Origin of the sequence: Jannaschia sp. GRR-S6-38 (assembly GCF_029853695.1) — a bacterium.
GTDB lineage: Bacteria > Pseudomonadota > Alphaproteobacteria > Rhodobacterales > Rhodobacteraceae > Jannaschia > Jannaschia ovalis.
In genome coordinates this window covers 1,051,790-1,077,492 of sequence record NZ_CP122537.1, presented here as the reverse complement: position 1 = coordinate 1,077,492, position 25,703 = coordinate 1,051,790, and the positions used below count along the sequence as shown (strand labels likewise).

Genomic DNA, 25,703 nt, shown 5'->3' with positions numbered 1-25,703 from the left:
CTTGCGAGAGGACCCCTGGATGGCCGCCCGACCCAACCCGATCGACATGGCGAAATACGTCTCGGCCCGTCGCGCGCTCGATTACGTGCAGGACGGGATGCGGATCGGGCTGGGCACCGGATCGACCGCCGCCTGGATGGTGCGCGCGCTGGGCGAGATGGTGCGCCAGGACGGGCTGAAGGTGACCGGCGTGCCGACCTCGTCGCGCACCGCCGAGCTGGCGCGGCAATGCGGCGTGCCGGTGGCGACGCTGGAAGACGCCAAATGGCTGGACCTGACCATCGACGGCGCGGACGAGTTCGACACCGACCTGAGCCTGGTCAAGGGCGGCGGCGGGGCGCTTCTGCAGGAAAAGATCGTGGCCACCGCGTCGGACATGATGGTGGTGATCACGGACGCCTCGAAGCAGGTCGATCACCTGGGCGCCTTCCCCCTGCCGGTCGAGGTGATCCCCTTCGGCTGGCAGACCACCAAGGCGCTGATCGAGGAGAGCCTGATCGGCATGGATGTGGCGGGGCGCTCGGTCACGCTGCGGCTCAACCGCGATGCGCCCTTCCGCACCGACGAGGGCAATCTGATCCTCGATCTGCACCTGCGCCGCATCGGCAACCCGCGCCAGCTGTCGCTGGTGCTCAACCAGATCCCCGGCGTGGTCGAGAACGGCCTGTTCCTCGACATCTGCGACGTGGTCGTGGTGGGCGCGTCCGACGGCACGGTCGAGGTGCGCGACATCAACACCGGCACCGTCACCCACGAGACGGTCGACATCCGCGAGGACGACAACCTGTTCGTGGATATCGCGGACTGACGAAACCCGCGCCGTCCTGCCGCGTTGCGCCCGGCGCCCCCGCGCCGCATCCGGCGACCGCGGCGGGAGCGAGAAGACCAAGCGGCCCGCGGGCCGGAAAGGACGATCCATGACATTCGACTACGACCTTTTCGTCATCGGCGGCGGCTCCGGCGGGGTGCGGGCGGCCCGGCTGACGGCGCAGGACGGGCACAAGGTCGCGCTGGCCGAGGAGAGCCGGATGGGCGGCACCTGCGTGATCCGCGGCTGCGTGCCCAAGAAGCTGATGGTCTTCGCCAGCGAGTTCACCCCCGATTTCCAGATGGCGCGCAATTTCGGCTGGGACGTGGAAAGCGGCGGCTTCCACTGGGAGCGGTTCCGCGACCACATGCACGCGGAGCTGTCGCGGCTGGAGGGGCTCTACGAGAAGAATGCGGAGGCCGCGGGGGTCGAGATCCTCAAGACCCGCGCCGTGCTGAAGGACGCGCATACGGTCGAGCTGGCCGACGGCAGCACGAAGACCGCCAAGCACATCCTGATCGCCGCGGGCGGCCACCCGGTCACGCCGCCGATCGAGAATGCCGAGCTGGGCATCGTCTCGGACGATATCTTCGACCTGGACAAGCTGCCCGAGAAGATGCTGATCGTGGGCGGCGGCTATATCGGCTGCGAATTCGCCGGGGTGATGAACGGGCTGGGCGTCGACGTCACGATGTTCATCCGCAAGGCGCAGATCCTGCGCGGCTTCGACGACGAGGCGCGCGGCCATGTCGCGGATTGCATGCAGGCCCGCGGCATCAAGATTCACACCGGCTGCGCCCCGACCGCCATGGAAGCGCGTGACGGCAAGATCTGGGTGAAGGGCTCGAACGGGCACGAGGACACGTTCGACTGCCTGCTCTGGGCGACGGGCCGCAAGCCCAACACGCGGGGCCTGGGGCTGGAGGAGATCGGGGTCGAGCTCAACCGGCAGGGGGCGATCGTGGTCGATGAATACGGCCAGAGCTCGGTGCCCTCGATCTTCGCCATCGGCGACGTGATCGGGAAGGCCGAACTGACGCCCGTCGCGATCCGCGAGGGCGTGGCCTTTCACCGCACGGTGTTCGGCGGCGAGAAGACGGCGATGGATTACGACCTGATCGCGACGGCCACCTTCACGCAGCCCGAGATGGGCACGGTGGGCCTGACCGAGGAGGAGGCCGAGGAGCAGGAACCGACGCTGGTCTACGCCACGGCCTTCCGCCCGATGCGCCAGGCCTTCGCCGGCGAGGACGAGCGGGTGCTGTTCAAGATGCTGGTCTCGAAGGAAACCAACAAGGTGCTGGGGGTCCACATCGTGGGGCCGGGCGCGGGCGAGATGATCCAATTCGTCGCAGTCGCCTTGAAGATGGGCGCGACAAAGGATGACTTCGACCGTACATGCGCTGTGCACCCGACAATGGCCGAGGAACTGGTCACGCTCAAGGAACCGGTCCGCGAGCTCGCTTGATATGCGGGTCGCGAGGGCCAATCTGGAATACCAACGCACACCGAAGATTTCGAAAGAGAGGGAATCCTGATGGCAGGATCTGGCGGCCCCTGGGGGGGCGGAGGAAGTTCAGGCGGCGATGACCGCGGCGGCGGCGACCGGCCGAACGGCGGGCGCCGGCCCCCGGAGCGTGGTGGACAAGGGGGCGGCAACATCCCCGAGATCGACCAGCTGATGAAGAAGGGGCAGGACCAGCTCCGCGTCCTGATGGGCGGTCGGGGCGGCGGCAATCGCGGCCCGGGCGGCGGCGGCGGCGGCAACGGGTTCGAGTTCAACCGCGTCACCGTGGGCATCGCAGCCCTCGTCGCGCTGGGCTTGTGGCTCTTCTCCTCGTTCTACACGGTGCGTCCGGACGAGCGCTCGGTCGAGCTGTTCTTCGGCGATTTCACCGGCGAGGTGGGCCAGCCCGGCCTGAACTTCGCGCCCTGGCCCGTCGTCACCGCCGAGGTGATCCCGGTCACCGCGGAACGCACGGTCGCAATCGGCGTCAATCGCGGCAGCCGCGACGAGCAGGGCCTGATGCTGACCGGCGACGAGAACGTGGTCGATATCGACTTCCAGGTCGTCTGGAACGTGGCCGACCCGGCCGCCTTCATCTTCAACATCCGCGACCCGGAATCGACGATCCGCGCCGTGGCCGAATCGGCGATGCGCGAGATCGTGGCCCAGTCGCAGCTGGCCCCGATCCTCAACCGTGACCGCGGGATCATCGCCGAGCGCCTGCGCGAGCTGATCCAGTCGACGCTCGACAGCTACGAATCCGGCGTGAGCATCCTGCGCGTGAACTTCGACCGCGCCGACCCGCCGCAGCAGGTGATCGACGCCTTCCGCGAGGTGCAGGCCGCCGAGCAGCAGCGCGACCGTCTGCAATCGGAAGCCGACGCCTATGCCAACCGCGTCCTCGCCGGCGCGCGTGGTGAGGCGGCCCAGCTTCTGGAGGAGGCCGAGGCCTACCGTGCCCAGGTCGTGAACGAAGCCGAGGGTGAGGCCAGCCGCTTCACCGCGGTTCTGGGCGAATATGCCAACGCGCCCGATGTCACGCGCAAGCGGCTCTATCTGGAGACGATGGAGCAGGTGCTGGGCGACGTCGACAAGATCATCGTCGACAGCGCCGTCACCGGCGGCGCCGGGGGCCAGGGTATCGTCCCGTATCTTCCGCTCAACGAACTGCGGGGCGGCCGCGCCACGCAGGGGGGAACCAACTGATGAAACGATCCGCTTTCCTTTTGCCCATCGTGGCCATCGTGCTGGTCGGCGTCTTCTCGTCCATCTTCGTGGTGGACGAGCGCCAGAAGGCGCTGGTGCTGCAGTTCGGCCGCGTCGTGTCGGTCAAGGAGGATCCGGGCCTCGCCTTCAAGCTGCCCCTGATTCAGGACGTCGCCTATTACGACGACCGCATCCTGTCGCGCGACATCGACCCGATCGAAGTCACGCCCGCCGATGACCGCCGCCTGGTGGTCGACGCCTTCGCGCGCTACCGCATCGCCGACGTGCTGCGCTTCCGCGAAGCCGTCAGCGGCGGCGGCATCATCGCCGCCGAGCAGCGTCTCGACGACATCCTGCGCTCGCAGATGCGCGAGGTGCTGGGTTCGGTCTCCTCCAACGAGATCCTGTCCGAGGACCGCGCCACCCTGATGCTGCGGATCGCGGCCGGCGCCCGGTCGCGGGCCGAGAACCTGGGCCTCGCGATCATCGACGTGCGCCTCAAGCGCACCGACCTGCCGCCGCAGAACCTCGACGCGACCTTCGCGCGGATGCGGGCCGAGCGTGAACGCGAGGCCGCCGACGAGATCGCCCGGGGCGAGGAAGCCGCGCAGCGGATCCGCGCCCAGGCCGACCGGACGGTGGTCGAGCTGACCTCGGAAGCGCAGCGCGAGGCGGAGATCACGCGAGGCGAGGCCGATGCCCGCCGCAACAACATCTTCGCCGAGGCCTTCAGCGCGGACCCGGAATTCTTCGAGTTCTACCGTTCGCTCACGGCCTATACGCGCGCGCTTCAGGGCAGCAACTCGACGATGGTGCTGTCGCCCGATTCGGAGTTCTTCGACTACCTGAAGTCCGATCGCGGCGGCCCCGCCCCCGAGCGGGTCCCGTCCGCAGGCGAGGCGCTGGGGAATGTGACCGAGGGCACCGCGCCCGACATCACGCCCGAGGCGATCACCGATGACGAGGCCGTCGAGGCCGAGACCGACGATCCCGCGGCGCCGGCAACGGACGACACTGTGGCCGTCGCGCCCGGCTCGGGCAACTGACGCCACCGGTCCACGGACCGGGCATCGGACAGGCGGGGCCGCCCTTTCGCCGGGGCGGCCCCGTCGCATTTCCGCCGCGGGGCGCGGCGGTCCCCGACCGCCCTTGGCGCGCCGGGGAATCGGGCCTAGCCTTACGCGCGGAACGGTCGTCACACCCATGTGAAGGCCGACGCGTTGATCTTCGACGGACTGATGCGGATATGCCACGCACACCGCCCGCCAAACGGGCGCGGCAGGTATCTCAGGAGGGAACGACTTGTTTACAGACACTCATCCGCAGCGGGCATCCGGTCTCACCGGGACGCTGACGGCGCTGGTGCTGGGCCTTGCGATGACGCTGGCCACGGCGCTGGGCGCCGCCGCCCAGCAGCGGCCCGACACCTTCGCCGACCTGGTCGACCAGGTCGCCGATTCGGTGGTCAACATCACCACCAACACCAGCGTGGCCACCGCCTCGGCCGGTCCGAACCGCGGCAATCCGCTGGAGGATTTCTTCGAGGAATTCCGCCGCCGCAACAGCCCCGACGGCGCCCCGCAGGAGCGTCCGCGCCGCCGCGGCTCGGCGCTGGGATCCGGCTTCGTGATCTCCGAGGACGGCTATATCGTCACCAACAACCACGTCATCGAGAATGCCGACGAGATCCTGATCGAGTTCTACTCGGGCGGGGAGCTTCCGGCCGAGGTCGTGGGCACCGATCCCAATACCGACATCGCCCTTCTGAAGGTCGAGCCCGAGGAGCCGCTGCCCTTCGTGCCCTTCGGCGATTCGGACGTGATGCGCACCGGCGACTGGGTCATGGCCATGGGCAACCCGCTGGGCCAGGGCTTCTCGGTCTCGGCGGGCATCGTCTCGGCGCGCGAGCGCGAGCTTTCCGGGGCCTATGACGATTACATCCAGACCGACGCTGCCATCAATCGCGGCAATTCGGGCGGTCCGCTGTTCAACATGGATGGCGAGGTGATCGGCGTGAACACCGCGATCCTGTCGCCCACCGGCGGCTCGATCGGCATCGGCTTCGCGATGTCCTCGAACGTGGTCACGCAGGTCGTGGGCCAGCTTCGCGAATACGGCGAGACCCGCCGCGGCTGGCTGGGCGTCCGCATCCAGGACGTCGATCCGGAACTGGCCGAGGCGCTGGGGCTCGAGACCGCCCGTGGCGCGCTGATCACCGACGTGCCGGAGGGACCCGCCAAGGAGGCGGGGATCGAGCCGCGCGACGTGATCCTGTCCTTCGACGGCATCGAGATCGAGGACACGCGCGAACTGGTCCGCACCGTCGGCAACGCCCCGGTGGGCGAGGCCGTCCGCGTGACCGTCTTCCGCGACGGCGAGACGCAGACCCTTCGGGTGACGCTGGGCCGCCGCGAGGATGCCGAGCGCGCCGTTCCCGCCTCGATGGATGGTGAAGGCGACGAGCCCTCCGAGCAGGAACTGCTGGGCATGACCGTCTCCACCCTGACCGACGAGCTGCGCGAGCAGCTGGGTCTGGACGCGGACGCTTCGGGCCTGGTGGTGTCGGATATCGACCCCGACAGCTCGGCCTACGAGAAGGGCCTGCGGGCGGGCGATCTGATCGAGGAGGCGGGCCAGGTCCGCGTCTCGACGATCACCGAGCTCACCGAGCGGGTGGAGGAAGCCCGGGAAGCCGGGCAGAAATCCTTCCTGCTGCTGATCCGACGCGCGGGCGATGCGCGTTTCGTCGCCCTGTCGCTGGAGGATGCGGAAACCGAGTGATCGGGCAAACCGATCCGGGACCTCGGGGCGCCTTCGGGCGCCCCTTTTTCGTGGCGGCGGTGTCAGATAATCCGGCGCGCCAGATCGGTCGGGTCCGCGCCCTCGACCCGCCAGAACTCCGCCGCCCCCGCGGGCAGCTCCGCGAGGACGCGGTCCAGCGCGGCCTGGTCCACGGATCGGCGCAGGGCCCGCGCCGTGGCCGCGATCGCATTGTCGGGCGTCAGGTTGTGATGCCGCCGCAGGGCCTGCGCTTCGCGGGTGAGCGCGGCGCGGTCAGGGAAGGGCGGCGGCGGATCTTCGGGGACCCAGCCGGCCACGAAGATCGCGCGCGGCACCGCCGGCAGGACCGTGGCGAAGGCCAGCCCCTGCGCGGCCGTGAGCCGCCGGCGGAAGGCGCGGAAGACGCCGTCGATGGCGGTATAGGCCATGTTGTCCGAGACGAGCCCCATGCCGTCCTTCGCGTCGTCGAGAAAGGCCGCGAATTCGCGGCTGGCATGGCGATAGGTCCATGGCATCGGCATAGCCCGGAGCTTCGCGCCGCGGGGCCTTTCTGTCCAGACGCCCGCCCCGTCGGCTCAGCCCGTGAGGCGGGACCAGCCCAGGATCGCGCCGATCAGGATCGGCTGGTGCAGCAGGTACACCGTCAGCGCGTGCCGCCCCGGCCAGGCCAGCGCCGCGGCCAGCCGGCCGGGCGCCGCGGGTCCCCAGCGGAGCAGCGCCGCGCCGCCGGCCTGCCCGAAGGCCAGTCCCAAAAGGAACGGCCCGAACCAGGGCACCATGGGTTCGTAATCGATCATCGGCGGCCGTGCGGTGCCCAGCCCCGACCAGAGCCACCACAGGCCGTCGAAGGCCGGGTCGCGCAGCGCCGGGAGCGCGAAGAGCACCGCCAGTCCCGCCGCCGCCGTCGCCCAGGCCGGCGCGCGCAGGAAGGCGAGGCCCAGAAGGCTCGACAGCGCGATGGAATGCAGGATGCCGAAGCGCACCCAGGCCCCCGGCACCGCGATCCGCGTCGCGACGCTGACCGCCAGTGCCGCGAGAACGAGCATCCCCAGCCGCCTGAGATAGCCGCGGGCGCGGAAGCCCCGGCCATGCGCCAGCCAGAGCGATAGCCCCGCGAGGAAGATGAAGCTGCCGGCGATGCTGGCGGCCCAGGCCTGAAACGGCGCGCCGTAGCGCATCCAGTCCGGGGCGAGGCCGTAGAGCCGCAAATCGTAGAGGAAGTGGAACGCCACCATATGCGCCAGCGCGAAACCCCGCAGCCAGTCGACCGCGATGAGCCGTGCGCCGCTTGCCGCCGGAACGAAACTCACACCCCGTCGCGCCCCAGCGCCACCAGCCCCAGCGATTTGGCCGCCTCCAGCGACAGCGTGCCGCTGTCGAGCCCGCGCGGCGTCTGATAGGCGCGCACCGCCCGCCGCGTGGCCGCGTCGTAGACGCCGGTGATCGCGCCGCCATAGAGCGCGCGCGCGGCCAGGGCGCGCTGCACCTGGGCGATGAAATCCGCCGATCCGGCCCGCAGGGCGCAGGGCGTCTCGAACCAGTTCTCGCCGCGGGCGCGGAGGATGCGGGTCGAGGTCTGGGTGACGAAGCGCGCGGGCGCGACGACCCGGCCCGCGGCGTCGCGCCGCTCGGGGGCTTCCTGCACCTGCTCGGTCACCGTCTCGATCACCGCGGGCGTCAGGCCGCGCGCATAGCAGGCGCCGGGCCGCGCGTCGGGCGGGCCCAGGCCGCGCGCCACCGGCACGGGCGGCGCGGGCGCGCAGGCGGCGGCCAGCAGCAGGACGAGGGGGAGGGGTCTGATCATGCGCCTCGGGTGGTCAGGCGGCGGTCTTTCGTGCCGCCGCTTCCATCGCCGGGACCCTAGCCCATCACCGCCTGCGGCCCAATGGCACAGGGCCCGGCGGCCCCGATCGGTCCCGATCCGCCGGGGGAATGTTGCGCCTGCGCCACCGCGCCGCTAGGTCAGGGCCGACCGAGCAAGAGGAGCCGAAATGGCGAAGATCACCTATATCGAACATGGCGGGAAAGAGCATGTCGTCGACGTGTCGAACGGCATGACCGTGATGGAGGGCGCGCGCGACAATGGCATCCCCGGCATCGAGGCCGATTGCGGTGGCGCCTGCGCTTGTTCGACCTGCCATGTCTACGTGGCCGAGGGCTGGGTCGAGAAGCTGCCCGCCAAGGACGCGATGGAGGAGGACATGCTCGATTTCGCCTACGAGCCCGATCCCGTCCGGTCGCGCCTGACCTGCCAGCTGAAGGTGACCGACGATCTGGACGGGCTCGTCGTGCAGATGCCGGAGAAGCAGATCTGATGCGCCGGGCGGCCGCCGCTGCCGCCCTCTGTGCCACCCTGACCGTCTTCGCGGCGGCCCCGGCCGCCGCCTGCCTGCCCGCGGCGATGGATGCCGCCTTGCCGGGCAGCCACACGCTCGACGCGACCGGGGCCAGCGCCGCCTGGTACGAGGACCCGACCGCGATCCTGGGCCACGGCATCATGGGCGAGGTCGCGGATGCCGCGACGCTGGCCGCCATCCTCTATCCCGACACCGTGCCCTGCGCCGTCCGCCGCCTCGCGGCCGGACCGGGCCACGTGTTCGAGGATATCGCGCCGCGGCTCCACGATCTCGACGGCGACCATCGGCCCGAGGTGATCGCCGTCCGATCCTCGCTGACCGAGGGCGCGCAGCTCGCAATCTACGCCGCGCGGGGCGACGGGCTGGCGCTGATCGCGGCCACGCCGCCGATCGGGCGCCGCCACCGCTGGCTGGCCCCCGCCGCCATCGCCGATCTGGACGGCGACGGCGCGGTCGAGATCGCCTATGTCGACCGCCCGCATCTGGCCCGCGTGCTGCGCATCTGGCGCTTCGCGGACGGCGCGCTGACCGAGCTGGCCCGCTTCGACGGCGTCACCAATCACCGCATCGGCGAGCCGGTGATCCGCGGCGGTCTTCTGGATTGCGGCACGGGGCCCGAGATCGTGCTGGCCTCGGCCGACTGGACGCGGACCCTCGCGCTGCGCTTCGACGGGCGGGCCATTGCCCCCCGCGACATCGGGCCCTGGCGGGACGGGGCGGCGCTGCGATGCGGTGGCTGATCCTCGCCGCGCTCGCAGGCCTCGCCGCGCCCGCCGCGGCGCAGGAGCCGATGAGCCCCGCGGCCTTCCTCGACGCGCTGGAGGGCCGCACCGCCACCTTCGTGATGCGCGACGGGGGCGACTTGGTGGGGATCGAGCGGTTCCTCGATCGCGCGCGCACCGTCTGGGCCCATGCCGACGGCAGCTGCGCCTATGGCACGATTATGCTGCGCGGGCCGCAGGTCTGTTTCACCTATGATGACGACCCGGGGGTCAGCCATTGCTGGCTGCCCTTTCGCGACGGGGAGACTCATGTCCGTTCGCTGAGCTCGGGCGAGGTGCAGCGGATCTCGCGGATCGACGACAGCTATGTCGGCTGCGACGGCGAGCCCCTGTCCTGAGCGACGGATGGTGCCGCGTCGGGTTCGGGCCGTGTCCGCTCAGAGCGCGCGCCAGCCGATATCGCGGCGGCAGAACCCCTCCGGCCAGTCGATCGCCTCGACCAGATCGTAGGCCGCGTCCCGCGCCTCCCGCAGCGAGCCGCCGCGCGCGCACAGGCCCAGCACGCGGCCGCCCGCGGCGACGTAGCGGCCCGCCTCGCGCGCCGTGCCGGCATGGAAGGCCATGCGGCGGCTGTCCTGCGGCAGCGCGTCGAGCCCGCCGATGACCGCGCCCTTGGCATAGGCGCCGGGATAGCCACGGGCGGCCATCACCACGCACATCGCGTGATCGTCGGCCCAGTTGACGCGCGCCTCCGCCAGCCGGCCCTCGGCACAGGCCTGCATCAGGTCCAGCGCCTGCCCGCCCAGCCGCATCATCAGGCATTGGCATTCCGGGTCGCCGAAGCGGGTGTTGTATTCTACGAGGCTGGGCGCGCCGTCCGCGATCATCAGCCCCACGAAGAGCACGCCGCGGAACGGCGTCCCGCGGCGAACCATCTCGGCCATGGTGGGGCGCACGATCTGCTCCAGGGCGCGGGCCTCGACCTCGGGGGTCATCACCGGGGCGGGCGAATAGGCGCCCATGCCGCCGGTATTCGGGCCGGTGTCGCCCTCGCCCACGCGCTTGTGGTCCTGCGCGGTGCCGATGGGCAGGACGGTCTCGCCGTCGACGAGGCAGAAGAAGCTCGCCTCCTCGCCGGGCAGGAACTCCTCGATCACGACCTCGGCCCGGCCATGGGCGCCGTCGAAGATATCCGCGAGCGCCGCCTCGGCCGCCGCGCGGGTCTCGGCCACGGTCACGCCCTTGCCGGCGGCCAGCCCGTCGGCCTTCACGACCACGGGCAGCGGGTGGCGGGCGACATGGGCGCGCGCGGCGTCCAGCGCGTCGAAACGGGCGTAGCGCGCGGTGGGCGCGCCGACGGCCGCGCAGATCTCCTTGGTGAAGGCCTTCGAGCCCTCGAGCCGCGCCGCCGCGGCCGAGGGGCCGAGCACGGCGAGCCCCGCCTCCGCCAGTACGTCGGCCACGCCCGCCACCAGCGGCGCCTCGGGGCCGATGATGACGAGGTCGATGCTCTCCTCGCAGGCCCATTCGGCCAGCGCCCCGCCGTCGAGGATGTCGAGCGCCGCGCATTCCGCGATCTCGGCGATGCCGGCATTCCCGGGCGCCACCACCAGCCGGTCGCATTTGGGGTTCTGCAGCACCGCCCAGGCCAGCGCGTGCTCCCGCCCGCCGGAGCCGAGGATCAGGATGTTCATGGTGCCCCCACATTTCTGCCGCACGGGCCGTCTAGGATGCGCCCGACAACCACGCAAGCGGAGCGCACCATGCCGCTGACCGACCCGGCCCTCTGGGCCCGCATCGAGGCCTATCCCCTGCCGGATGACAGCGCTGGCCGGTCCTTCAAAGACCAGCTTCGCGCCGAGCACGGCATCTCGGGCCTGACGGCGGAGCGCGCGATCATGGATTACCGCCGGTTTCTCTATCTCTGCGCGCTGGACCAGGGGCGCTGCGTGCCCACGCAGGCGGTGGATGCCGTGTGGCATCTGCACCTGAGCCATACGCGCGATTATTGGCAGGGCCTCGTGCCCCTCGCCCTGAAGGGCCGCGCCATCCATCACGAACCGGGCGCGCCCGACGGCCACCGCGCCGATTTCGCCGCCACGCGCGCGCGCTACGAGGCCGAGTTCGGGGCGCCGCCGCCCAAGGGCATGTGGAAGCGCCGCAGCCTCATCGGCGAGATCGTCCCGCTGGTCTTCGTGGCCCTGTTCGTCTCCGCCTGGATGTCCATCGTGCTTCTGGGCGACGCGCCTCGCGAGTTGATCGTGGTGAGCTTCGCGATCGGGGTCATGGCGCTGGCCGCGGTGTCCCGTCCGATCCTTGACCGCGCCGGGTTCGAAGTCGGTTACGAGTTCGATATCTGGGCGGATAGCGAGGGCGGCGATTGCGGCGATTGCGGCGGCGGCTGCGGCGACTGAGGCGGGAACCTCCGGCGCGCCTCCCGGTTGGGAGGCGGCGAAGGAGACCGAGATGAAATACTACGTCAAGACCGAGGCCAACGACCGCGGCGACCATGTCGTCCACCGCGAGGATTGCCAATTCCTGCCCAACGAGGACGGCCGCAAGGCGCTGGGCGACGCGGCGAAATGCGAGACCGCCATCGGCCGCGCCAAGGACGAGTTCGACAGCGTGAAGGGCTGCCAGACCTGCTGTCCCGACTGCGCCTGAGCGACGCGGCGCCGGGGCGGGCGGTGCGAGGCGGCCCCCGCATCTGGCCCCCGCATCCGCCGCACGCTAGACGGGGCGCATGGACGACCTGATCGACGATGCGAGCCCGCGCGGGCGCAACGAGGGCGAGTACACCGTCTCCGAGATCTCGGGCGCGGTGAAGCGCGCGCTGGAGGACGCCTTCGGGCGGATCCGCGTGAAGGGCGAGATCGGGCGCATCTTCCGGGCCCGCTCGGGGCATCTCTATTACGACATCAAGGACGACCGGAACGTGCTGGCCTGCACCACCTGGAAGGGGCAGGTCGCGCAGCTCTCGGTCGCGCCCGAGGAGGGGATGGAAGTCGTCGTCACCGGGCGCCTGTCGGCCTTCGGGGCGCAGTCGAAATACAACCTCAATGTCGACGCGATGGAGGTGGCGGGCGCGGGCGCGCTGATGGCCATGCTGGAGAAGCGCCGCGCGGCGCTGGCCGCCGAGGGGCTGTTCGAGGCCGCGCGCAAGCGCAAGCTTCCCTTCCTGCCGGAGGTGATCGGCGTGGTGACCAGCCCGCAGGGCGCGGTGATCCGCGACATACTGCACCGGCTGGCCGACCGCTTCCCACGCCACGTTCTGGTCTGGCCGGTCGCCGTGCAGGGCCGCGCCTGCGCGCCCGAGGTCGCCAACGCAATCCGCGGCTTCAACGCGCTGGCGCCCGGTGGTCAGATCCCGCGGCCCGACCTGCTGATCGTGGCGCGCGGCGGCGGCTCGATCGAGGATCTGTGGGGCTTCAACGAGGAAATCGTCGTTCGCGCCGCCGCCGATAGCGACATCCCGCTGATCTCGGCCGTGGGCCACGAGACGGACACGACGCTGATCGACCATGCCGCCGACCGGCGCGCGCCCACGCCCACCGCGGCGGCCGAGATGGCGGTGCCGGTGCGGCTGGACCTGCTGGCGCATGTCGCGCAGCTGGGCGCGCGCCAGACCCGCGCGGCGCGCGCCCAGGTCGCGGCGCGGCGGCAGCGGCTGGCCGACCTGTCGCGCGGGCTGCCGCGGCCCGATGCGCTGCTGGCGGGGCCGCGCCAGCGTCTGGATAGCTTGTCGGGCCGCCTGCCGGCGGCGCTGCGCGCCCGGGCGGGCGGGGCGCGGGTCGCCTTCTCGCGGCTGGACGGGCGGATCACGCCGCGCCTTCTGTCGGCGCGCATCGCGGGCGAGCGGCGGCGGTTGGACCAGCTCTCGGGCCGGCTCGACGCGGCGCTGCCGCGCCGGATAGCGCGCGCGCGCGAGCGGCTGGACCCGCTGGCGGCGCGGCTGCGACCCGCCGCGCTGGGCCGCCGGGCCGCGCAGGATCGCGACCGGCTGTCGGCGCTTCTCGGCCGGCTCGCCCGCGCCGCGCGCGGCGCCCAGGCGGATCGGACCGCACGGCTGGCCGCGCTGGAGCGGCTGCGCCAGTCGCTGGGCTACGAGCGCACGCTGGAGCGCGGCTTCGCGGTCATCCGCGCGGGCGACGCGATCCTGTCGGAGGCCGAGGCCGCGCGCGCCGCGGGCCGGATCGAGATCCAGTTCCGCGACGGACGCGTCGCCGCCGTCACCGATGGCAGCCCCGCCCCGAAGGTCCGTGCGAAGCCCAAGCCGCCGCCCAAGGACCAGGGCAGCCTGTTCTGACCCTCAGACGCCCAGATCGGGCAGCGGGCAATCCAGCGGATCGCGGCTGACATCGCGCGTCACCAGGTCCTCGGCCGGGTCGGCGCCGACGCTGCGGGCGTGGAAGGCGCCGTCGGGCATCTGCAAGAACTGCCAGCATTGCGGCACGGCTTCGCTTTCGTAGACGAAGCAGATCTGGCCCGCCGCGTTCTCGAACCAGATGCCGCGCTGGCACTGGCCGCTCTCGAAGGCCCAGATCACGCGGCTGTCCTCGAAATACTGCTCGGCCCCGAAGGCCTGGCCGAAGCGGTCGAAATAGAGCGTCCGGCCGGTCACCATCTCGGCGAATTCCGCGGCCGAGACGGCGCGCTCGGCGAGGGCGGGGGTCGCGGTGGCGAGGATCAGCAAGGCAGTCAGGCGCATGTGGGGTCTCCTTCGTCGCCAGCGTCGCGCGCCGGGGCGGCGGCGTCCAGCCCCCCGGGGCGCGCGCCGCGGCGGTTGGAGGCCGGATGTGCTATGGTTCCTCCGAACCCACGGGAGCTTGCGATGCTGGCCTTCGACGCCGAGACGGCCCGACAGCTGGAGATCGGCTACATGGGCGCGGACGTGGTGCGCCGCCGCCGCGCCTCCTTCGACGCGCTGGATCCGCGGCCGGGCGAGACGCTCGTGGATATCGGCTGCGGCAACGGGCTGCTCACCGCCGAGCTGGCCCGGGCGGTGGGGCCGGCGGGGCAGGTGATCGGCCTCGATCCCAGCGCGGACATGCGCGCGGTCGCCGTCGCGCGCTGCCGCGACGTGCCGGCGGCCGTGCTGCGCCACGGGCTGGCCGACGCGATCCCGCTGGAGGACGGCGCCGCCGACGGGGCGGTCGCGATGCAGGTCTTCGAATACCTGCCCGACCTGGCCCCGGCGCTGGCCGAGGCGTTCCGCGCGCTGCGGCCCGGCGGGCGGCTCGTGGTGTCGGACATCCATTTCGACAGCCTGATCTGGGCCACCGACGCGCCCGGGCGCATGGCCCGGATGCTGCGCGCCTGGGACGCGCATCTGGCGCTACGCGACGCGCCCGCGCGGCTGCCCGGCGAAATGGCGCGGGCCGGCTTCGTGCCGCGCGACGTGACGCCGGTGACGATCTGCGACCCCGTCCTGCGGCCCGACGGTCTGGCGCAGATCATGATCCGGCTGATCGTGCCCTTCGCCGTCAACGAGGGCCTGGTCGAGGAAGCGGAGGCGCGCGCCTGGGCCGCCGAGCAGGAGGCGCTGGCCCGCGCGGGGCGGTTCTTCTTCTCGCTGACGCAATTCGTCACACGCGCCACCAAGCCGGGCTGAGCGCGCCCCGCCCGGCTTGCGATCGCCCGCGGGCTATCCCACTGTCCGCGAACGGGCCGTCACAAGTCGCGCATGGGCCATCGCCGCCCGCCGGGCGCGGCTAGGGCAGGTCCGACGGAGGGACGATCATGCTGGATTACGGCAAGGACGGGCCGAAGGGCATCTGGAAATCCGGCCGCGGCAAGGGCCGGACCACGCCCAAGGGCCGGCAATATGACGACGCGGCCCTGGCCGAGGTGCAGCGCCTGCTGGGCGACCGGCCGCGCCGCCGCGACCTGCTGATCGAGCATCTGCACCTGATCCAAGATGCGCATGGCTACCTCTCGGCCCCGCATCTGCGCGCGCTGGCCGAGGAGATGCGCCTGTCGATGGCCGAGATCTGGGAGGTGGCGACCTTCTATGCGCATTTCGACCCCCGCCGCGAGGACGAGGCGCCGCCGCCCGCGCTGACGATCCGGGTCTGCGACTCGCTGTCCTGCGAACTGTCGGGGTCGGAGGCGCTGATCGACGCGCTGGAGGCCGGGCACGACCCGGCGCGCGTCCGCGTTCTGCGCGCGCCCTGCATGGGCCGCTGCGACACCGCGCCCACGCTGGAGATCGGGCATCGCCACGTCGACCGTGCCACGCCCGAGGCGGTGGCCGCCACGATCGAAGCGGGCGATTTCCACGCCGAGATTCCGGCCTACGAAACCCTCGAAGCCTATCGCGCCGGCGGCGGCTACGCCCGGCTGGCCGAGCTGCGCGCGGGCGGCGACTGGGAAGCGGTGCAGGAGGCGGTCGCGGCGAGCGGTCTGCGGGGGCTGGGCGGCGCGGGCTTCCCGTCGGGAAAGAAGTGGGGCTTCGTGCGCGCCAATCCGGGCCCGCGGCTGATGGCCGTCAATGGCGACGAGGGCGAGCCGGGCACCTTCAAGGACCGCCATTACCTCGAACGGGTGCCGCACCTGTTCCTCGAAGGCACGCTGATCGCCGCCTGGGCGGTCGAGGCGGAGCGGGTCTACATCTACATGCGCGACGAGTATCCGGCGGTTCTGGAGATCCTCGCCACCGAGATCGCCGCGCTGGAGGCGGCGGGGATCGCCGCGCCCGGCTTCCTGGAGCTGCGCCGCGGCGCGGGCGCCTATATCTGCGGCGAAGAGAGCGCGATGATCGAGTCGATCGAGGGCAAGCGCGGTCTGCCGCGCCACCGCCCGCCCTATGTCGCGCAGGTCGGGCTCTGGGGGCGGCCGACGCTGGTCCACAATGTCGAGACGCTGCATTGGGTCGCGCGGGTCGTGCGCGAGGGCCCCGAGGTGCTGTCGGCGCATGAGCGCAACGGGCGCACCGGCCTGCGCAGCTATTCGGTCTCGGGCCGGGTGGCGGCGCCGGGGATCTACCTTTTGCACTGTGGCTCGACCATCACCGACATCATCGCGGCGGCCGGCGGCATGGCCGAGGGGCATGCCTTCAAGGCCTACCAGCCGGGCGGGCCGTCCTCGGGGCTGCTGCCCGCGTCGCTCGACGACGTCCCGCTCGATTTCGGCACGCTGCAGCCGCATGGCAGCTTCATCGGCTCGGCCGCGGTGGTGGTCCTGTCGGATCGCGACAGCGCGCGGGACGCGGCGCTCAACATGCTGCGCTTCTTCGAGAGCGAGAGCTGCGGGCAGTGCACGCCCTGCCGGGTCGGCTGCGAGAAGGCGGTCAAGCTGATGCAGGCGCCCGCCTGGGATACCGGGCTGCTGGAGGAGGTGAGCCAGGCCATGGTCGACGCCTCGATCTGCGGGCTGGGCCAGGCCGCGCCGAACCCGATCCGGCTGGTGATGAAGCATTTCCCCGAGGAGATCGGCGGCGGCTAGCGCGACGGCGCCCCCGTCAGTTCCGGAAGACCCGGCAGGGACAGCCGGCATTCGCCACGCGGCGGCAGATCTCGGCCGCGGCGAGCTGCGTCCCCGCGCCCAGGCGCACGGCGACGATGTCGGGCCGCCCCGGGCCGCGCCCGGCGACCGGGACCAGCTCAACGCGCCGCTCGGGGACGATGCTGCGGCAGGAGCGGCGCAGGCGGTCATGGGCGGCGCGGGCCGCGCCGTCCGAGCGGCCCCAGGCCACCTGCACGCCCCAGGGCGAGATGCGGGGCGGCGGCGGGGTCATCGGCGTGACCCGGCGGTTGGCGGCCATGGCGCGGCAGGCGGGCTGGAATTCCGCCCGGCCGTTCAGCGCGAAATCGGGCGTCTGGGGCGGGGCGTCGCGCCAATCCTCGGCGCGGTGGCCGGTGATGATGGCGACGTAGTCGATGGTCTCGCGCGCCAGCCCGCCGGTGCCGCGGATGAAGCCCTCCACCCGCCGCTCGCCGCCATTGTAGCCGATGGCGGCGAGCCCGACATTGCCGTAGCGGCGCGTCATCTCGCCCAGGTAGTCGGCGGATTTCTCGATCGCCTCGGCCGGGTTGAACGGGTTTTCGAGCCCCCGCAGCCGCGCGGTCGAGGCGATGAACTGCGCGATCCCCATGGCGCGCTTGGGGCTGACGGCGCGCGGATCGAAGCGGCTTTCCTGCCAGAGCAGCCGCGCGAGGAAGGCGGGCGGCAGGCGGTTGCGCTTGGCCTCGGCCTCGATTTGGCGGCAGAGATCGGCGGCGAAGCGGTCGGCGCGGATGCAGTGGCGCGGGCCGTCGCGCCCCTCGGAGCAATGGATCGCCGGGGGCGGGTCGGCGCGCAGCGGCGCGGCCAGCAGGATCAGGATCAGCACGAGGCGCAGCATCCCCCTAGGGTCGGCCCCGCGGCGCACGAGTCAACCGCCCTTTATTCGGGCCCCGCGACGCAATAGGTGGAGGGCCCAGAGAGGTGGCCCATGTCGTTCTTCCGCAAGCTCAAGGATCGTCTGACCCGTTCGTCCTCGAAACTGGAGGACGGGCTGGACGCCATCGTGGAGGAGGGCGCCGAGGCGGAGGCCCCGCCCGCGCCGGAGCCCGCGCCCCAGCCCGCCCCCGCGACTGCGCGCGCACCGGAGGCCCCGGCCACGCCCGTGCCCCGCGTCCCGCCGCTCGACAGCCCGGCCGCGCCCGTGCCGCCCGCCCGGCCCGAGACCGCGCCGGAGCCCGAACGCGCCGCGCCCGCCCCGGCGGCCCCCGCCGCGCCCGAACCTGAACCCGAACCCGAGACCCGGACCGAGACGCCCGGCCTGCTCGGCCGTCTGCTGGGCCGCGCGGTCCCCGCCGCCGCACCGCGCCGCGTGCTCGACGACGAGATGCTTGAGCAGCTCGAGGAGCTGCTGATCGCCTCGGATATGGGGGTCGACACCGCGCTGCGCGTCACCGCGAACCTGGCCGAGGGCCGGATGGGCCGCCGCCTCTCGGTGCCCGAGATCAAGGGCCTGCTCGCCGCCGAGATCGCGCGCATCATGGAGCCGGTGGCCCGCCCCATGCCGCTGATGCCCAAGCGCCCGCAGGTGGTGCTGGTCGTGGGCGTCAACGGCTCGGGCAAGACCACGACGATCGGCAAGCTCGCCAGCCAGTTCAAGGCGGCGGGCAAGACCGTGGTGATCGCCGCCGGCGACACGTTCCGCGCCGCCGCCGTGGAGCAATTGCAGGTCTGGGGCGACCGCGCGGGCGTGCCGGTGATGACCGCCCCCGAGGGCTCGGACCCCGCGAGCCTCGCCTTCGACGCGATGGGCCGGGCCGAGGCCGAGGGGGCGGACCTTCTGATGATCGACACCGCCGGGCGGCTGCAGAACCGCGCCGATCTGATGGAGGAGCTGTCGAAGATCGTCCGGGTGATCCGCAAGAAGGACCCCTCCGCGCCGCACAACACGCTCTTGGTGCTGGACGCCACCACCGGACAGAACGCGCTGAGCCAGGTCGAGATCTTCCAGAAGCTCGCCGACGTCTCGGGGCTGGTGATGACCAAGCTCGACGGCACGGCGCGGGGCGGGGTGCTGGTGGCGCTGGCCGACCGCTTCGGCCTGCCCATCCACGCCATCGGGGTGGGCGAGCAGATCGACGACCTCGCCGCCTTCGACCCCGAGGAATTCGCCGCCGCGCTGGTGGGCCTCGACACGTGACCCCCGACAGCGGCGCCGACGGCATCCATCTCAGCCAGGTCCCGCCCAGCGACGCGGCCCGCGACGCGCTCCTGCGCGCCGCCGCCCATCCCGGCAAGGACGCCGCGCCCGACGGGTTCCGCGGCGTGGCCGCGCTCTGGGCGCGGGACCGGGACATGCTGGTCGGGCAGGGCGTGGTGCTGGAGCTGAAGCGCAACGCGCCCGCCCGAGAGACGCTGGTCCCCGTCGGCTGGGATCCGTCCCATCCCGTCGGGCTGGTCGAGCTGCTCTGCGTGAGGCCGGAATATCGCTGGATCGGTCTGGAGGAGCGGATCCTGCGCGGGTTGGGCCACCTGTTTCACGCCCGCGTGCCCGCCCGCGACGCGTTGATCTACGTGGGCGAAGCCCATGCGCCGGTGATGCTGTCGACGCTGCTGGCGCTGTCGCCCAGGACGCTGGACCCGCTGCTGCGCTAGGTGGGCTCGTCCTCGCCGTCGTGCCAGCCCATCCGCCGCTCGATCGCGCGGATGATGACCAGCACCGCGACGACGATCAGCGTCGCCATCGCCGCCAGCGGCACCTGCCCCGCGCCGCAGCCCAGCCCGACCGCGCCGGCCAGCCACATCGACGCGCCGGTGGTCACGTGCCGCACCCGACCGCGCGCGGTGAAGATGATCCCCGCCGCCAGGAAGGCCACGCCCTGCGTCACCGCCTCGATCAGGCGCAGCGGGTCCACGCGCTTCTCGACATCGGAGCCGAATCCCACCTCGCCCAGTTGCTGGCCCACGACGATGAAAAGGCAGGCCGCCATCGCGACCAGCATATGGGTGCGCAGACCGGCGGGCTTGCGCTTGCGTTCGCGCTCGAAACCGATGATGCCGCCCAGGAACAGGGCCGCGGAAAGCCGCGTGCCCGCCACGAGGGGCGAGACCACGGTGAAGGAGCCGTTCAGCTCGTCCCAGATGATCTGCAACATGGGGCTCTCCCTGCCGCTTCACCGTTCGAAATGTCCCGCGCCGCGCGCGGTCCCGGTTCCGCCATGCTGACCGAATGGGTGCTGTCCGTCGAGGGCACCGCCGCGGGCACACGCGCGGCGATGATCCTCGCGCTGTCGGCGGCGCTGCTGCACGCGCTGTTCGGCGCGATGCAGAAGGGCCGCTTCGACCCCTGGACCTCGCGCACCGCGATCGACGCGGCGCTGGTCGTGATCTCGGCCCCGGTGGCGCTCTTCGTCGTGCCCTGGCCGCCGCTGGAGCTGTGGTGGGTGCTGGCGGGGATGGTGGCGATCCATTTCGCCTACAAGGTGCTGATGGCGCTGACCTACGACCGGGGGGCCTATACGGTGGTCTACCCGGTGGTGCGCGGCACCGCGCCGCTCTTCACCGTGCTGGGCGCGATGGCCATCTTCGGCGAGACCTTCTCGTCCGTGCAATGGGTCGGCGTGGGGCTGCTGCTCGCAGGGCTCTTCGGGCTGTCGGCCTATAACATGGCCAAGGTGACGCTGAACCGCGCGACGCTGGTGCCGGCGCTGGGCCTCGCGGTGGCGACCGGGCTGATGGTGGCCGTCTACACGACCTGGGACGCCTACGGTATCCGCGCCACCCCCGATCCCTTCACCTTCCTCGCCTGGTTCTTCTTTTTGACGGGGTTCGACTTTCCGCTGATCGCGCTGGCGCGGGGCAAATGGCGCCGCCCGTCGCCCGCGCTCCTGCGGCTGGCGGTGATCGGCGCCTTCGTGGCCTTCGGCTCCTTCGGCTGCGTGATGCTGGCCACGCGGCTCGACAGCGTGGGCGAGGCGGCGATCCTGCGCGAGACCTCGACCGTCTTCGCCGCGGTGATCGGCTGGGTCTGGCTGAAGGAGCCGGTGGGCCCGCGCCGCCTGGCGCTGATGAGCCTGATCGCGCTGGGCGCGGCGGTGGTGGAGTTCGGCTGAGCGGCGCGACGGAGTCCGCCGACCGCGCCTTTCGGACTCGTCGGAGGTGTTTCGGGCGAAGACACGACCGGGCAGGGCTGGCCCCGCGGCGCGCGACGTCCTATCTGAGGCGGACTGGCAGGAGGAGCCGATGGCCGAACGCAGCATTCCCGGATGGCTGAAGACCACGCTCGAGCTGGGCCCGGTGGCTCTGTTCTTCCTCGCCTATCTCTGGCTCAAGGACGGGCGCTACGCCGTCTTCGGCACCGAATATGGCGGCTTCATCATCGTCACGGCGCTGTTCGTGCCGCTGATCCTGGCCTCGACCGCGACGCTTTGGGCGCTGACGGGCAAGCTGAGCGTGATGCAGGTGATGACCGCGGTGCTGGTCACGGTGTTCGGCGGGCTGTCGGTCTGGCTCAACGACGAGCGCTTCTTCAAGATGAAGCCCACGCTGATCTACGCGCTCTTCGCGGGCGTGATGTTCGTGGGGCTGTGGCGGGGCCGCAGCCTCTTGTCGATGGTGCTGTCCGAAGCGCTGCCGCTCGATGACGCGGGCTGGCTGATCCTGACGCGCCGCATGGCCTGGTTCTTCGTCGCGCTCGCCGTGGCGAACGAGGGCATCTGGCGGCTGATGTCCACCGACGCCTGGGTCAATTTCAAAACCTTCGGCCTGCCGGTGGCGATGATCGGCTTCTTCATCGCCCAAGCCGGGCTATTCAAGGAACACGAGCGCAAGGATGAGGCCTGAGCCTCACTCCTCGGGCGCGTCGGGCTTCTTCATCCGCTTGGTGCTGGCCGGCTTCTTCGGCTTGGCGATGCCGCGGCCGCGCTGGCCGCCCTTGCGCAGGCTGATCGCGCTGTCCTGGCGCAGCCGCGTCGTGCGCTCGGCCTTCGTCTCTTTCTCGGGCTGCGCCGGGCGCGCGCCGCCGCCGGGCTTGCCGCCCGAGCCCGGGCCGCCGCGGGTCGGGCGGCTGCCATCCTTGCGGAAGGCCGCGCGTTCCGGGCGGTCGGTGCCGGGCGCGTCGCGGCGGGGGCCTCGGTCGGGCCGGTCGCCCGCCTTGCGGAACGGCTTGCCCCCGGGCTTGCCGCCGCGGCCGCGCTCAGGGCGCTCGCCGTCGCGGCCCAGCGCGGGGCCATCGTTGCGGGTCACGGGCGGCTTGCCCGTCCGGGGCCGGTCGGGCCGCGCGGCCCGGTCCGCGCGGTCCGCGCCGGGCTTGGCGTCGCGGCGGGGCCCGCCCGGCTTGCCGCCGGCACGCGGCCGGTCGGCGCCGGGCTTGCCGTGGCCCTTATCGACCAGGCGGTCGCCCGCCGGGCGCGGCTTGCGGCCCCGGGTCTCGCCCTCGCCGCCCTGTCCGGCGCGGCGGTCCTTGCGCTGGCCCTTGCCGGCCGGTGTCTCGTCGTCCATCGGCAGCTCCTTGCGGCCCTCGGCCAATTCGCCGGCGAAGATCCCGCCCAGCTGGTCCTTGAGGACGCGCGGCCGCACCTCCTCGACCGCGCCGGGGGCGAGGTTGCCCAGCTGGAACGGCCCGTAGCTGACCCGGATCAACCGGTTCACATGCAGGTCCACGGCGCTCATCGCGCGGCGGATCTCGCGGTTGCGGCCCTCGCGCAGGCCCACGGTCAGCCAGGCATTCGCCCCTTGCTGGCGGTCGAGCGTGACCTGCATCGCGCCGAATTGCTCGCCCTCGACCTCGATCCCGGCGCGCAGCCGGTCCAGCACCGCCTCGTCGGGGGTGCCGTTGACGCGCACGCGGTAGCGGCGCAGCCAGCCGGTCGCCGGCAGTTCGAGCTGGCGCTTGAGCTCGCCGTCATTGGTCAGGAGCAGGAGTCCCTCGGAATTGAGGTCCAGCCGCCCGACCGACAGCACGCGGCCCAGCTCATCGGGCAGCGCGTCGAACACCGTCTGGCGCCCCTTCTCGTCGCGTTCGGTCGTCACCAGCCCCTCGGGCTTGTGATAGAGCCACAGCCGCGCGCCTTCGGGGCGGGGCAGGGGCTTGCCGTCGATGGTGACGCGGTCGCCGGGCAGCACGTTATGGGCGACGTTCGAGACGGTCCGGCCGTTCACCTTGACGCGCAGGTCGGCGACCATGCCTTCCGCGTCGCGCCGCGAGGCCAGCCCCGCGCGCGCGATCACCTTGGCGATCCGGTCGCCGTCCCTGCCTTCGCTCTCGCTCATGGCCCGGCCCTTACGCCCATCCCCGGGCCATGGGAAGCGGCTTGCGCGGCGCGCCCGGGCCGGGCAGTTGGTCCGGCATGTTCCGCTCGTTCATGCCCGAGGCCCTTGGCGAGGCCCGCGCCGCCGCGCTCCGCGGCGAGGTGCCGGTGGGGGCCGTCATCACCCAAGGGTCGCAGATCCTCGCCGCCGCCGGCAACCGCACGCGCGAGCTGCGCGACCCCACCGCCCATGCCGAGATGCTGGCCATCCGCGCGGCCTGCGCCGCGCTGGGCCAGGAGCGGCTGGAGGGCTGCGCGATCTGGGTCACGCTGGAGCCCTGCGCGATGTGCGCCCAGGCCATCGCGCATGCGCGGCTGGCGCGGCTGCATTTCGGTGCGGAGGACCCGAAATCGGGCGGCACGATCCACGGCGCGCGGGTCTTCGCGCATCCGCAGACGCATCACGTGCCCGAGATCCACGAGGGGCTGGAGGCCGCGGCCAGCGCAGCGCTTCTGCGCGAATTCTTCTCGGGGCGGCGCTAGTTCGTCACCCGGCAAGCGCCCGCCGGCGTGATTGTGCGGCCCGCGGGGCAGCGGCCCGTATTGGCCCCGCCGCGGAACCCGGGAAAGACCGGTTCGGTGTCGCCGGTGTAGTGTTCGACCACGGGCGAACCCTCCTCGCCGGTCCCGTCATAGCCAGTGCCGTAGGGGCTGTCGGTTTCGCCGTCATGGATCGGGGTGCCCCGGTTGGTCTTCGGGATCACGACCAGCGGGCGGCGCGGCGGGGCGCCGGGAATATCGAGCTGGCGGATCGTCGAGAGATCGGTCCCGGGCACGCCCGCGCGGATCGACTGCGCCCCGGCGGGGGCGGCGGCGATCATAAGGGCGAGGGTCACGAAACGGATCATCGGGCGGCCTTTCCGCTTCGAGTATAGACGAGAACGCCGCGGGCTGCGCGCCCGTTCCGGGGCGGGCCCGGCTCAGCCGCTGCCGAAGCGCTCGGCCCAGGCGGGCGGCGGGCCGCCGGGCGCCGCGGCATGGACGCCGCGCGCGATGGCGCGGGCGAGGCAGGCGGCGGCGGCATGGCCCAGCCGCAGCGCGTCCCAGACCGGGTCGGCGAGCGGCCGCGCGCCGGTCGCGGCGGCGAAGACCAGGTCGCCGTCGAGCGGCGTGTGGCTGGGCTGGATCGCGCGGGCCATGCCGTCATGCGCGGCCACGGCGAGCCGCGTGGCCTGCGCCTGCGTCAGCGCGGCGTCGGTGGCGATGATGGCGATGGTCGTGGCGCTGCCGGGCGGGCGGTCGCCATAGGGCTCCCAATCCGGGGCGAAATCGGGCGCGCCCCGGGCGCCGAATTCATCCGCCAGCTCCCACGGCGCGGCGTGGAAGCGCCCCGCATCGTCGCAGACCCGGCCCAGCGCGTTCACCGCGACCAGCGCGCCGACGGTCACCCCGCTTTCGAGCACGGCCGAGGCGCTGCCCAGCCCGCCGCGCAGGTCCATCGTGGTCGCGCCGAAGCCCGCGCCCTGGCTGCCCAGTTCGAAATCCGCGTCCGCGGCGTCCAAGGCCGCGCGGCCGAGCGGGCCGTAGGGATTGGCCGCCCAGCCCTTGTCGCCGCCGTTGAGCAGGTCGAACAGGATCGCGCCGGGCACGATCGGGACGCGGACATCGCCCACGGCGAAGCCGCGGCCCATCGCCCGCAGCCCTTCGGCCACGCCCGAGGCCGCGTCGAGCCCGAAGGCCGAGCCGCCCGAGAGCACGAGCGCGTCGACCTCCTGCACCAGCTTGTCGGGCGCCAGCAGATCCGTCTCGCGCGTGCCGGGCGCGCCGCCCATCACATGGACCCCGGCGGTGAAGGGCGCGTCCCCCACCAAGACCGTCGCGCCCGACCGCAGGCCCGCGTCATGGGCGTTGCCCACGCGCAGGCCGGCCACGTCGGTGATCAGGTTGCGGGGCCCGGGCCTCATGCCAGCGGGGCCCGCGTGACGGTGCCCGGATGCCGGCCGAGATCGCGCAGAAGCGCGCTCTCCGCGAAGGCGCCGGTGATCAGCGCGCCGGGCAGGACCAGCACCAGCGTGTCGCCGCGCGCGGCGCGGGCGAGCTCGGCGGCCAGGGGCGCGGCGAAGTAGTGGGCCAGCCTGCGGCCCGGGTCGCCGGTCAGCACCTCGACATGGTCGAAATCGGGCGACAGCCCACGGGCCTGCGCCTCGTCGAGCAGATGCGCATAGGCCAGCTGCTGCGAGGCGAATGCCCCGGCCAGGACGTGGATCTGCGCCTCGAGCTTCACCGCGCGCCGATCTCGCGCCGCTGGGGCTCGTTCGTGGCCACCAGCCCGGCGGGCTCGATCAGCAGGATTTCGGCCTCCTCGGGCGCGCGGGGCCGGTGGGTGACGCCCGCGGGCACCACGAAGAGATCACCGGCGCGCAGCGTCTCGGTCGGGCCGTCCTCGATATCCATCAGGATCTCGCCCTTCAGAACCAGGAAGAAATCGTCGCTATCCTCGTGCAGGTGAAAGGGAAACGCGCCCTTCACCTTCACCACCATCACGTCATTGCCATTGTAGCCGGCGACGCGCAGCGGGCGCCAATGGGCCGTGACATCCGCCAAAGCGGCGTTCAGATCGACCTTCATCTTGCC

Annotated in this window: 30 protein-coding genes; 18 read left to right on the top strand and 12 right to left on the bottom strand. The window is 72.2% G+C overall.

The window, feature by feature from the left end; translation table 11 throughout:
* The first annotated feature begins 19 nt into the window (after window positions 1-19).
* The 5 genes from rpiA (at window position 20) to P8627_RS05510 (ending at window position 6,302) form a co-directional block, all read left to right on the top strand.
* Window positions 20-808 carry a ribose-5-phosphate isomerase RpiA gene (gene rpiA, locus P8627_RS05530; protein WP_279966657.1) on the top strand — a complete coding sequence of 263 codons (789 nt, stop codon included), beginning with the start codon at window positions 20-22 and terminating at the stop codon, window positions 806-808.
* Window positions 809-917: 109 nt separating this feature from the next.
* Entirely contained in the window at window positions 918-2,276 is a 1,359-nt protein-coding gene (gorA, locus tag P8627_RS05525) for a glutathione-disulfide reductase (protein ID WP_279966656.1), read from the top strand.
* Between the two features lie 69 nt (window positions 2,277-2,345).
* Window positions 2,346-3,521, top strand: coding sequence for an FtsH protease activity modulator HflK (gene hflK / locus P8627_RS05520; protein WP_279966654.1), 1,176 nt, complete (start codon window positions 2,346-2,348; stop codon window positions 3,519-3,521).
* Window positions 3,521-4,567 (top strand): protease modulator HflC, encoded by a 1,047-nt coding sequence (hflC, locus tag P8627_RS05515; protein ID WP_279966653.1) that lies wholly within the window; start codon window positions 3,521-3,523, stop codon window positions 4,565-4,567. The genes hflK and hflC overlap by 1 nt, the downstream gene beginning before the upstream one ends.
* 331 nt (window positions 4,568-4,898) lie before the next feature.
* Window positions 4,899-6,302 (top strand): DegQ family serine endoprotease, encoded by a 1,404-nt coding sequence (locus P8627_RS05510; protein ID WP_279967407.1) that lies wholly within the window; start codon window positions 4,899-4,901, stop codon window positions 6,300-6,302.
* A gap of 62 nt (window positions 6,303-6,364) precedes the next feature.
* On the opposite strand, the gene P8627_RS05505 is transcribed toward P8627_RS05510, so the two are convergent.
* The 3 genes from P8627_RS05505 to P8627_RS05495 are packed head-to-tail and all read right to left on the bottom strand — an operon-like array spanning window position 6,365 to window position 8,106.
* The gene (locus P8627_RS05505) at window positions 6,365-6,823 is read right to left on the bottom strand and encodes a DUF2267 domain-containing protein (RefSeq protein WP_279966652.1); all 459 of its coding nucleotides are present in this window, start codon (window positions 6,821-6,823) and stop codon (window positions 6,365-6,367) included.
* 54 nt (window positions 6,824-6,877) lie between these two features.
* Entirely contained in the window at window positions 6,878-7,612 is a 735-nt protein-coding gene (locus P8627_RS05500; RefSeq protein ID WP_279966651.1) for a heparan-alpha-glucosaminide N-acetyltransferase, read from the bottom strand.
* On the bottom strand, window positions 7,609-8,106 hold the full coding sequence (locus P8627_RS05495; RefSeq protein WP_279966650.1) for a peptidoglycan-binding domain-containing protein: 498 nt from the start codon (window positions 8,104-8,106) through the stop codon (window positions 7,609-7,611). Before P8627_RS05495 ends, P8627_RS05500 begins: the two co-directional genes overlap by 4 nt.
* Before the next feature lie 187 nt (window positions 8,107-8,293).
* On the opposite strand from P8627_RS05495, the gene P8627_RS05490 reads away from it, so the two are divergent.
* The 3 genes from P8627_RS05490 to P8627_RS05480 are packed head-to-tail and all read left to right on the top strand — an operon-like array spanning window position 8,294 to window position 9,779.
* Window positions 8,294-8,617: a 2Fe-2S iron-sulfur cluster-binding protein gene (locus P8627_RS05490; protein WP_279966649.1), complete on the top strand. Its 324-nt coding sequence runs from the start codon at window positions 8,294-8,296 to the stop codon at window positions 8,615-8,617.
* Complete coding sequence (locus tag P8627_RS05485) at window positions 8,617-9,399, top strand: FG-GAP repeat domain-containing protein (RefSeq protein WP_279966648.1); 783 nt, start codon at window positions 8,617-8,619, stop codon at window positions 9,397-9,399. The genes P8627_RS05490 and P8627_RS05485 overlap by 1 nt, the downstream gene beginning before the upstream one ends.
* Window positions 9,387-9,779 (top strand): hypothetical protein, encoded by a 393-nt coding sequence (locus P8627_RS05480; protein ID WP_279966647.1) that lies wholly within the window; start codon window positions 9,387-9,389, stop codon window positions 9,777-9,779. Before P8627_RS05485 ends, P8627_RS05480 begins: the two co-directional genes overlap by 13 nt.
* A 39-nt stretch (window positions 9,780-9,818) precedes the next feature.
* Here P8627_RS05480 and purD read toward each other — a convergent pair whose 3' ends face one another.
* On the bottom strand, window positions 9,819-11,075 hold the full coding sequence (gene purD / locus P8627_RS05475) for a phosphoribosylamine--glycine ligase (protein WP_279966646.1): 1,257 nt from the start codon (window positions 11,073-11,075) through the stop codon (window positions 9,819-9,821).
* 69 nt (window positions 11,076-11,144) lie between these two features.
* On the opposite strand from purD, the gene P8627_RS05470 reads away from it, so the two are divergent.
* From P8627_RS05470 to xseA, 3 genes are all read left to right on the top strand, one after another.
* Complete coding sequence (locus tag P8627_RS05470) at window positions 11,145-11,795, top strand: glycine-rich domain-containing protein (RefSeq protein WP_279966645.1); 651 nt, start codon at window positions 11,145-11,147, stop codon at window positions 11,793-11,795.
* A 52-nt stretch (window positions 11,796-11,847) separates the two neighbouring features.
* Window positions 11,848-12,045, top strand: coding sequence for a hypothetical protein (locus P8627_RS05465; protein WP_279966644.1), 198 nt, complete (start codon window positions 11,848-11,850; stop codon window positions 12,043-12,045).
* A 79-nt stretch (window positions 12,046-12,124) separates the two neighbouring features.
* Window positions 12,125-13,687: an exodeoxyribonuclease VII large subunit gene (xseA, locus tag P8627_RS05460; protein ID WP_279966643.1), complete on the top strand. Its 1,563-nt coding sequence runs from the start codon at window positions 12,125-12,127 to the stop codon at window positions 13,685-13,687.
* Between the two features lie 3 nt (window positions 13,688-13,690).
* Here xseA and P8627_RS05455 read toward each other — a convergent pair whose 3' ends face one another.
* Window positions 13,691-14,089 (bottom strand): hypothetical protein, encoded by a 399-nt coding sequence (locus P8627_RS05455; RefSeq protein WP_279966641.1) that lies wholly within the window; start codon window positions 14,087-14,089, stop codon window positions 13,691-13,693.
* A gap of 123 nt (window positions 14,090-14,212) precedes the next feature.
* Between P8627_RS05455 and P8627_RS05450 the strand changes: the two genes are divergently transcribed.
* Window positions 14,213-14,992, top strand: a complete 780-nt coding sequence (locus P8627_RS05450; protein ID WP_279966640.1) for a methyltransferase domain-containing protein — start codon at window positions 14,213-14,215, stop codon at window positions 14,990-14,992.
* Between the two features lie 128 nt (window positions 14,993-15,120).
* Window positions 15,121-16,824 (top strand): NAD(P)H-dependent oxidoreductase subunit E, encoded by a 1,704-nt coding sequence (locus P8627_RS05445; protein WP_279966639.1) that lies wholly within the window; start codon window positions 15,121-15,123, stop codon window positions 16,822-16,824.
* 16 nt (window positions 16,825-16,840) lie between these two features.
* Here the strand turns inward: P8627_RS05445 and P8627_RS05440 are convergent, their stop codons facing one another.
* On the bottom strand, window positions 16,841-17,722 hold the full coding sequence (locus P8627_RS05440) for a lytic transglycosylase domain-containing protein (protein ID WP_279966638.1): 882 nt from the start codon (window positions 17,720-17,722) through the stop codon (window positions 16,841-16,843).
* Between the two features lie 90 nt (window positions 17,723-17,812).
* Here P8627_RS05440 and ftsY point away from each other — a divergent pair, with 90 nt between their 5' ends.
* Together ftsY and P8627_RS05430 are read left to right on the top strand one after the other, a co-directional pair.
* Window positions 17,813-19,021 (top strand): signal recognition particle-docking protein FtsY, encoded by a 1,209-nt coding sequence (gene ftsY, locus P8627_RS05435; RefSeq protein WP_279966637.1) that lies wholly within the window; start codon window positions 17,813-17,815, stop codon window positions 19,019-19,021.
* Window positions 19,018-19,476 carry a hypothetical protein gene (locus P8627_RS05430; protein WP_279966636.1) on the top strand — a complete coding sequence of 153 codons (459 nt, stop codon included), beginning with the start codon at window positions 19,018-19,020 and terminating at the stop codon, window positions 19,474-19,476. The genes ftsY and P8627_RS05430 overlap by 4 nt, the downstream gene beginning before the upstream one ends.
* On the opposite strand, the gene P8627_RS05425 is transcribed toward P8627_RS05430, so the two are convergent.
* The gene (locus tag P8627_RS05425) at window positions 19,473-19,976 is read right to left on the bottom strand and encodes an MgtC/SapB family protein (protein ID WP_279966635.1); all 504 of its coding nucleotides are present in this window, start codon (window positions 19,974-19,976) and stop codon (window positions 19,473-19,475) included. The two genes, P8627_RS05430 and P8627_RS05425, sit on opposite strands and share 4 nt — an antisense overlap.
* Window positions 19,977-20,042: 66 nt before the next feature.
* On the opposite strand from P8627_RS05425, the gene P8627_RS05420 reads away from it, so the two are divergent.
* Both P8627_RS05420 and P8627_RS05415 read left to right on the top strand, forming a co-directional pair.
* Complete coding sequence (locus P8627_RS05420; protein ID WP_279967406.1) at window positions 20,043-20,933, top strand: EamA family transporter; 891 nt, start codon at window positions 20,043-20,045, stop codon at window positions 20,931-20,933.
* A 130-nt stretch (window positions 20,934-21,063) separates the two neighbouring features.
* Window positions 21,064-21,663: an inner membrane-spanning protein YciB gene (locus P8627_RS05415; RefSeq protein WP_279966634.1), complete on the top strand. Its 600-nt coding sequence runs from the start codon at window positions 21,064-21,066 to the stop codon at window positions 21,661-21,663.
* Between the two features lie 3 nt (window positions 21,664-21,666).
* On the opposite strand, the gene P8627_RS05410 is transcribed toward P8627_RS05415, so the two are convergent.
* Window positions 21,667-23,091 carry a pseudouridine synthase gene (locus P8627_RS05410; RefSeq protein ID WP_279966633.1) on the bottom strand — a complete coding sequence of 475 codons (1,425 nt, stop codon included), beginning with the start codon at window positions 23,089-23,091 and terminating at the stop codon, window positions 21,667-21,669.
* Between the two features lie 77 nt (window positions 23,092-23,168).
* On the opposite strand from P8627_RS05410, the gene P8627_RS05405 reads away from it, so the two are divergent.
* Window positions 23,169-23,612, top strand: a complete 444-nt coding sequence (locus P8627_RS05405) for a nucleoside deaminase (RefSeq protein ID WP_279966632.1) — start codon at window positions 23,169-23,171, stop codon at window positions 23,610-23,612.
* Here the strand turns inward: P8627_RS05405 and P8627_RS05400 are convergent.
* The 4 genes from P8627_RS05400 to P8627_RS05385 form a co-directional block, all read right to left on the bottom strand.
* On the bottom strand, window positions 23,609-23,977 hold the full coding sequence (locus tag P8627_RS05400) for a hypothetical protein (protein WP_279966631.1): 369 nt from the start codon (window positions 23,975-23,977) through the stop codon (window positions 23,609-23,611). The genes P8627_RS05405 and P8627_RS05400 overlap by 4 nt on opposite strands.
* Before the next feature lie 72 nt (window positions 23,978-24,049).
* Entirely contained in the window at window positions 24,050-25,033 is a 984-nt protein-coding gene (locus tag P8627_RS05395; RefSeq protein WP_279966630.1) for a P1 family peptidase, read from the bottom strand.
* Window positions 25,030-25,353, bottom strand: a complete 324-nt coding sequence (locus P8627_RS05390) for a hypothetical protein (RefSeq protein ID WP_279966629.1) — start codon at window positions 25,351-25,353, stop codon at window positions 25,030-25,032. The genes P8627_RS05395 and P8627_RS05390 overlap by 4 nt, the downstream gene beginning before the upstream one ends.
* Window positions 25,350-25,697 (bottom strand): cupin domain-containing protein, encoded by a 348-nt coding sequence (locus P8627_RS05385; RefSeq protein WP_279966628.1) that lies wholly within the window; start codon window positions 25,695-25,697, stop codon window positions 25,350-25,352. Before P8627_RS05385 ends, P8627_RS05390 begins: the two co-directional genes overlap by 4 nt.
* Window positions 25,698-25,703: the final 6 nt, after the last annotated feature.

Excerpts from the sequence above, each read along its gene's own strand:
- rpiA (WP_279966657.1), top strand. The coding sequence starts at position 20 with ATGGCCGCCCGACCCAACCCGATCGACATGGCGAAATACGTCTCGGCC.
- gorA (WP_279966656.1), top strand. The coding sequence starts at position 918 with ATGACATTCGACTACGACCTTTTCGTCATCGGCGGCGGCTCCGGCGGG.
- hflK (WP_279966654.1), top strand. The coding sequence starts at position 2,346 with ATGGCAGGATCTGGCGGCCCCTGGGGGGGCGGAGGAAGTTCAGGCGGC.
- hflC (WP_279966653.1), top strand. The coding sequence starts at position 3,521 with ATGAAACGATCCGCTTTCCTTTTGCCCATCGTGGCCATCGTGCTGGTC.
- P8627_RS05510 (WP_279967407.1), top strand. The coding sequence starts at position 4,899 with ATGACGCTGGCCACGGCGCTGGGCGCCGCCGCCCAGCAGCGGCCCGAC.
- P8627_RS05505 (WP_279966652.1), bottom strand. The coding sequence starts at position 6,823 with ATGCCGATGCCATGGACCTATCGCCATGCCAGCCGCGAATTCGCGGCC.
- P8627_RS05495 (WP_279966650.1), bottom strand. The coding sequence starts at position 8,106 with ATGATCAGACCCCTCCCCCTCGTCCTGCTGCTGGCCGCCGCCTGCGCG.
- P8627_RS05490 (WP_279966649.1), top strand. The coding sequence starts at position 8,294 with ATGGCGAAGATCACCTATATCGAACATGGCGGGAAAGAGCATGTCGTC.
- P8627_RS05485 (WP_279966648.1), top strand. The coding sequence starts at position 8,617 with ATGCGCCGGGCGGCCGCCGCTGCCGCCCTCTGTGCCACCCTGACCGTC.
- P8627_RS05480 (WP_279966647.1), top strand. The coding sequence starts at position 9,387 with ATGCGGTGGCTGATCCTCGCCGCGCTCGCAGGCCTCGCCGCGCCCGCC.
- purD (WP_279966646.1), bottom strand. The coding sequence starts at position 11,075 with ATGAACATCCTGATCCTCGGCTCCGGCGGGCGGGAGCACGCGCTGGCC.
- P8627_RS05470 (WP_279966645.1), top strand. The coding sequence starts at position 11,145 with ATGCCGCTGACCGACCCGGCCCTCTGGGCCCGCATCGAGGCCTATCCC.
- P8627_RS05465 (WP_279966644.1), top strand. The coding sequence starts at position 11,848 with ATGAAATACTACGTCAAGACCGAGGCCAACGACCGCGGCGACCATGTC.
- xseA (WP_279966643.1), top strand. The coding sequence starts at position 12,125 with ATGGACGACCTGATCGACGATGCGAGCCCGCGCGGGCGCAACGAGGGC.
- P8627_RS05455 (WP_279966641.1), bottom strand. The coding sequence starts at position 14,089 with ATGCGCCTGACTGCCTTGCTGATCCTCGCCACCGCGACCCCCGCCCTC.
- P8627_RS05450 (WP_279966640.1), top strand. The coding sequence starts at position 14,213 with ATGCTGGCCTTCGACGCCGAGACGGCCCGACAGCTGGAGATCGGCTAC.
- P8627_RS05445 (WP_279966639.1), top strand. The coding sequence starts at position 15,121 with ATGCTGGATTACGGCAAGGACGGGCCGAAGGGCATCTGGAAATCCGGC.
- P8627_RS05440 (WP_279966638.1), bottom strand. The coding sequence starts at position 17,722 with ATGCTGCGCCTCGTGCTGATCCTGATCCTGCTGGCCGCGCCGCTGCGC.
- ftsY (WP_279966637.1), top strand. The coding sequence starts at position 17,813 with ATGTCGTTCTTCCGCAAGCTCAAGGATCGTCTGACCCGTTCGTCCTCG.
- P8627_RS05425 (WP_279966635.1), bottom strand. The coding sequence starts at position 19,976 with ATGTTGCAGATCATCTGGGACGAGCTGAACGGCTCCTTCACCGTGGTC.
- P8627_RS05415 (WP_279966634.1), top strand. The coding sequence starts at position 21,064 with ATGGCCGAACGCAGCATTCCCGGATGGCTGAAGACCACGCTCGAGCTG.
- P8627_RS05410 (WP_279966633.1), bottom strand. The coding sequence starts at position 23,091 with ATGAGCGAGAGCGAAGGCAGGGACGGCGACCGGATCGCCAAGGTGATC.
- P8627_RS05405 (WP_279966632.1), top strand. The coding sequence starts at position 23,169 with ATGTTCCGCTCGTTCATGCCCGAGGCCCTTGGCGAGGCCCGCGCCGCC.
- P8627_RS05400 (WP_279966631.1), bottom strand. The coding sequence starts at position 23,977 with ATGATCCGTTTCGTGACCCTCGCCCTTATGATCGCCGCCGCCCCCGCC.
- P8627_RS05395 (WP_279966630.1), bottom strand. The coding sequence starts at position 25,033 with ATGAGGCCCGGGCCCCGCAACCTGATCACCGACGTGGCCGGCCTGCGC.
- P8627_RS05385 (WP_279966628.1), bottom strand. The coding sequence starts at position 25,697 with ATGAAGGTCGATCTGAACGCCGCTTTGGCGGATGTCACGGCCCATTGG.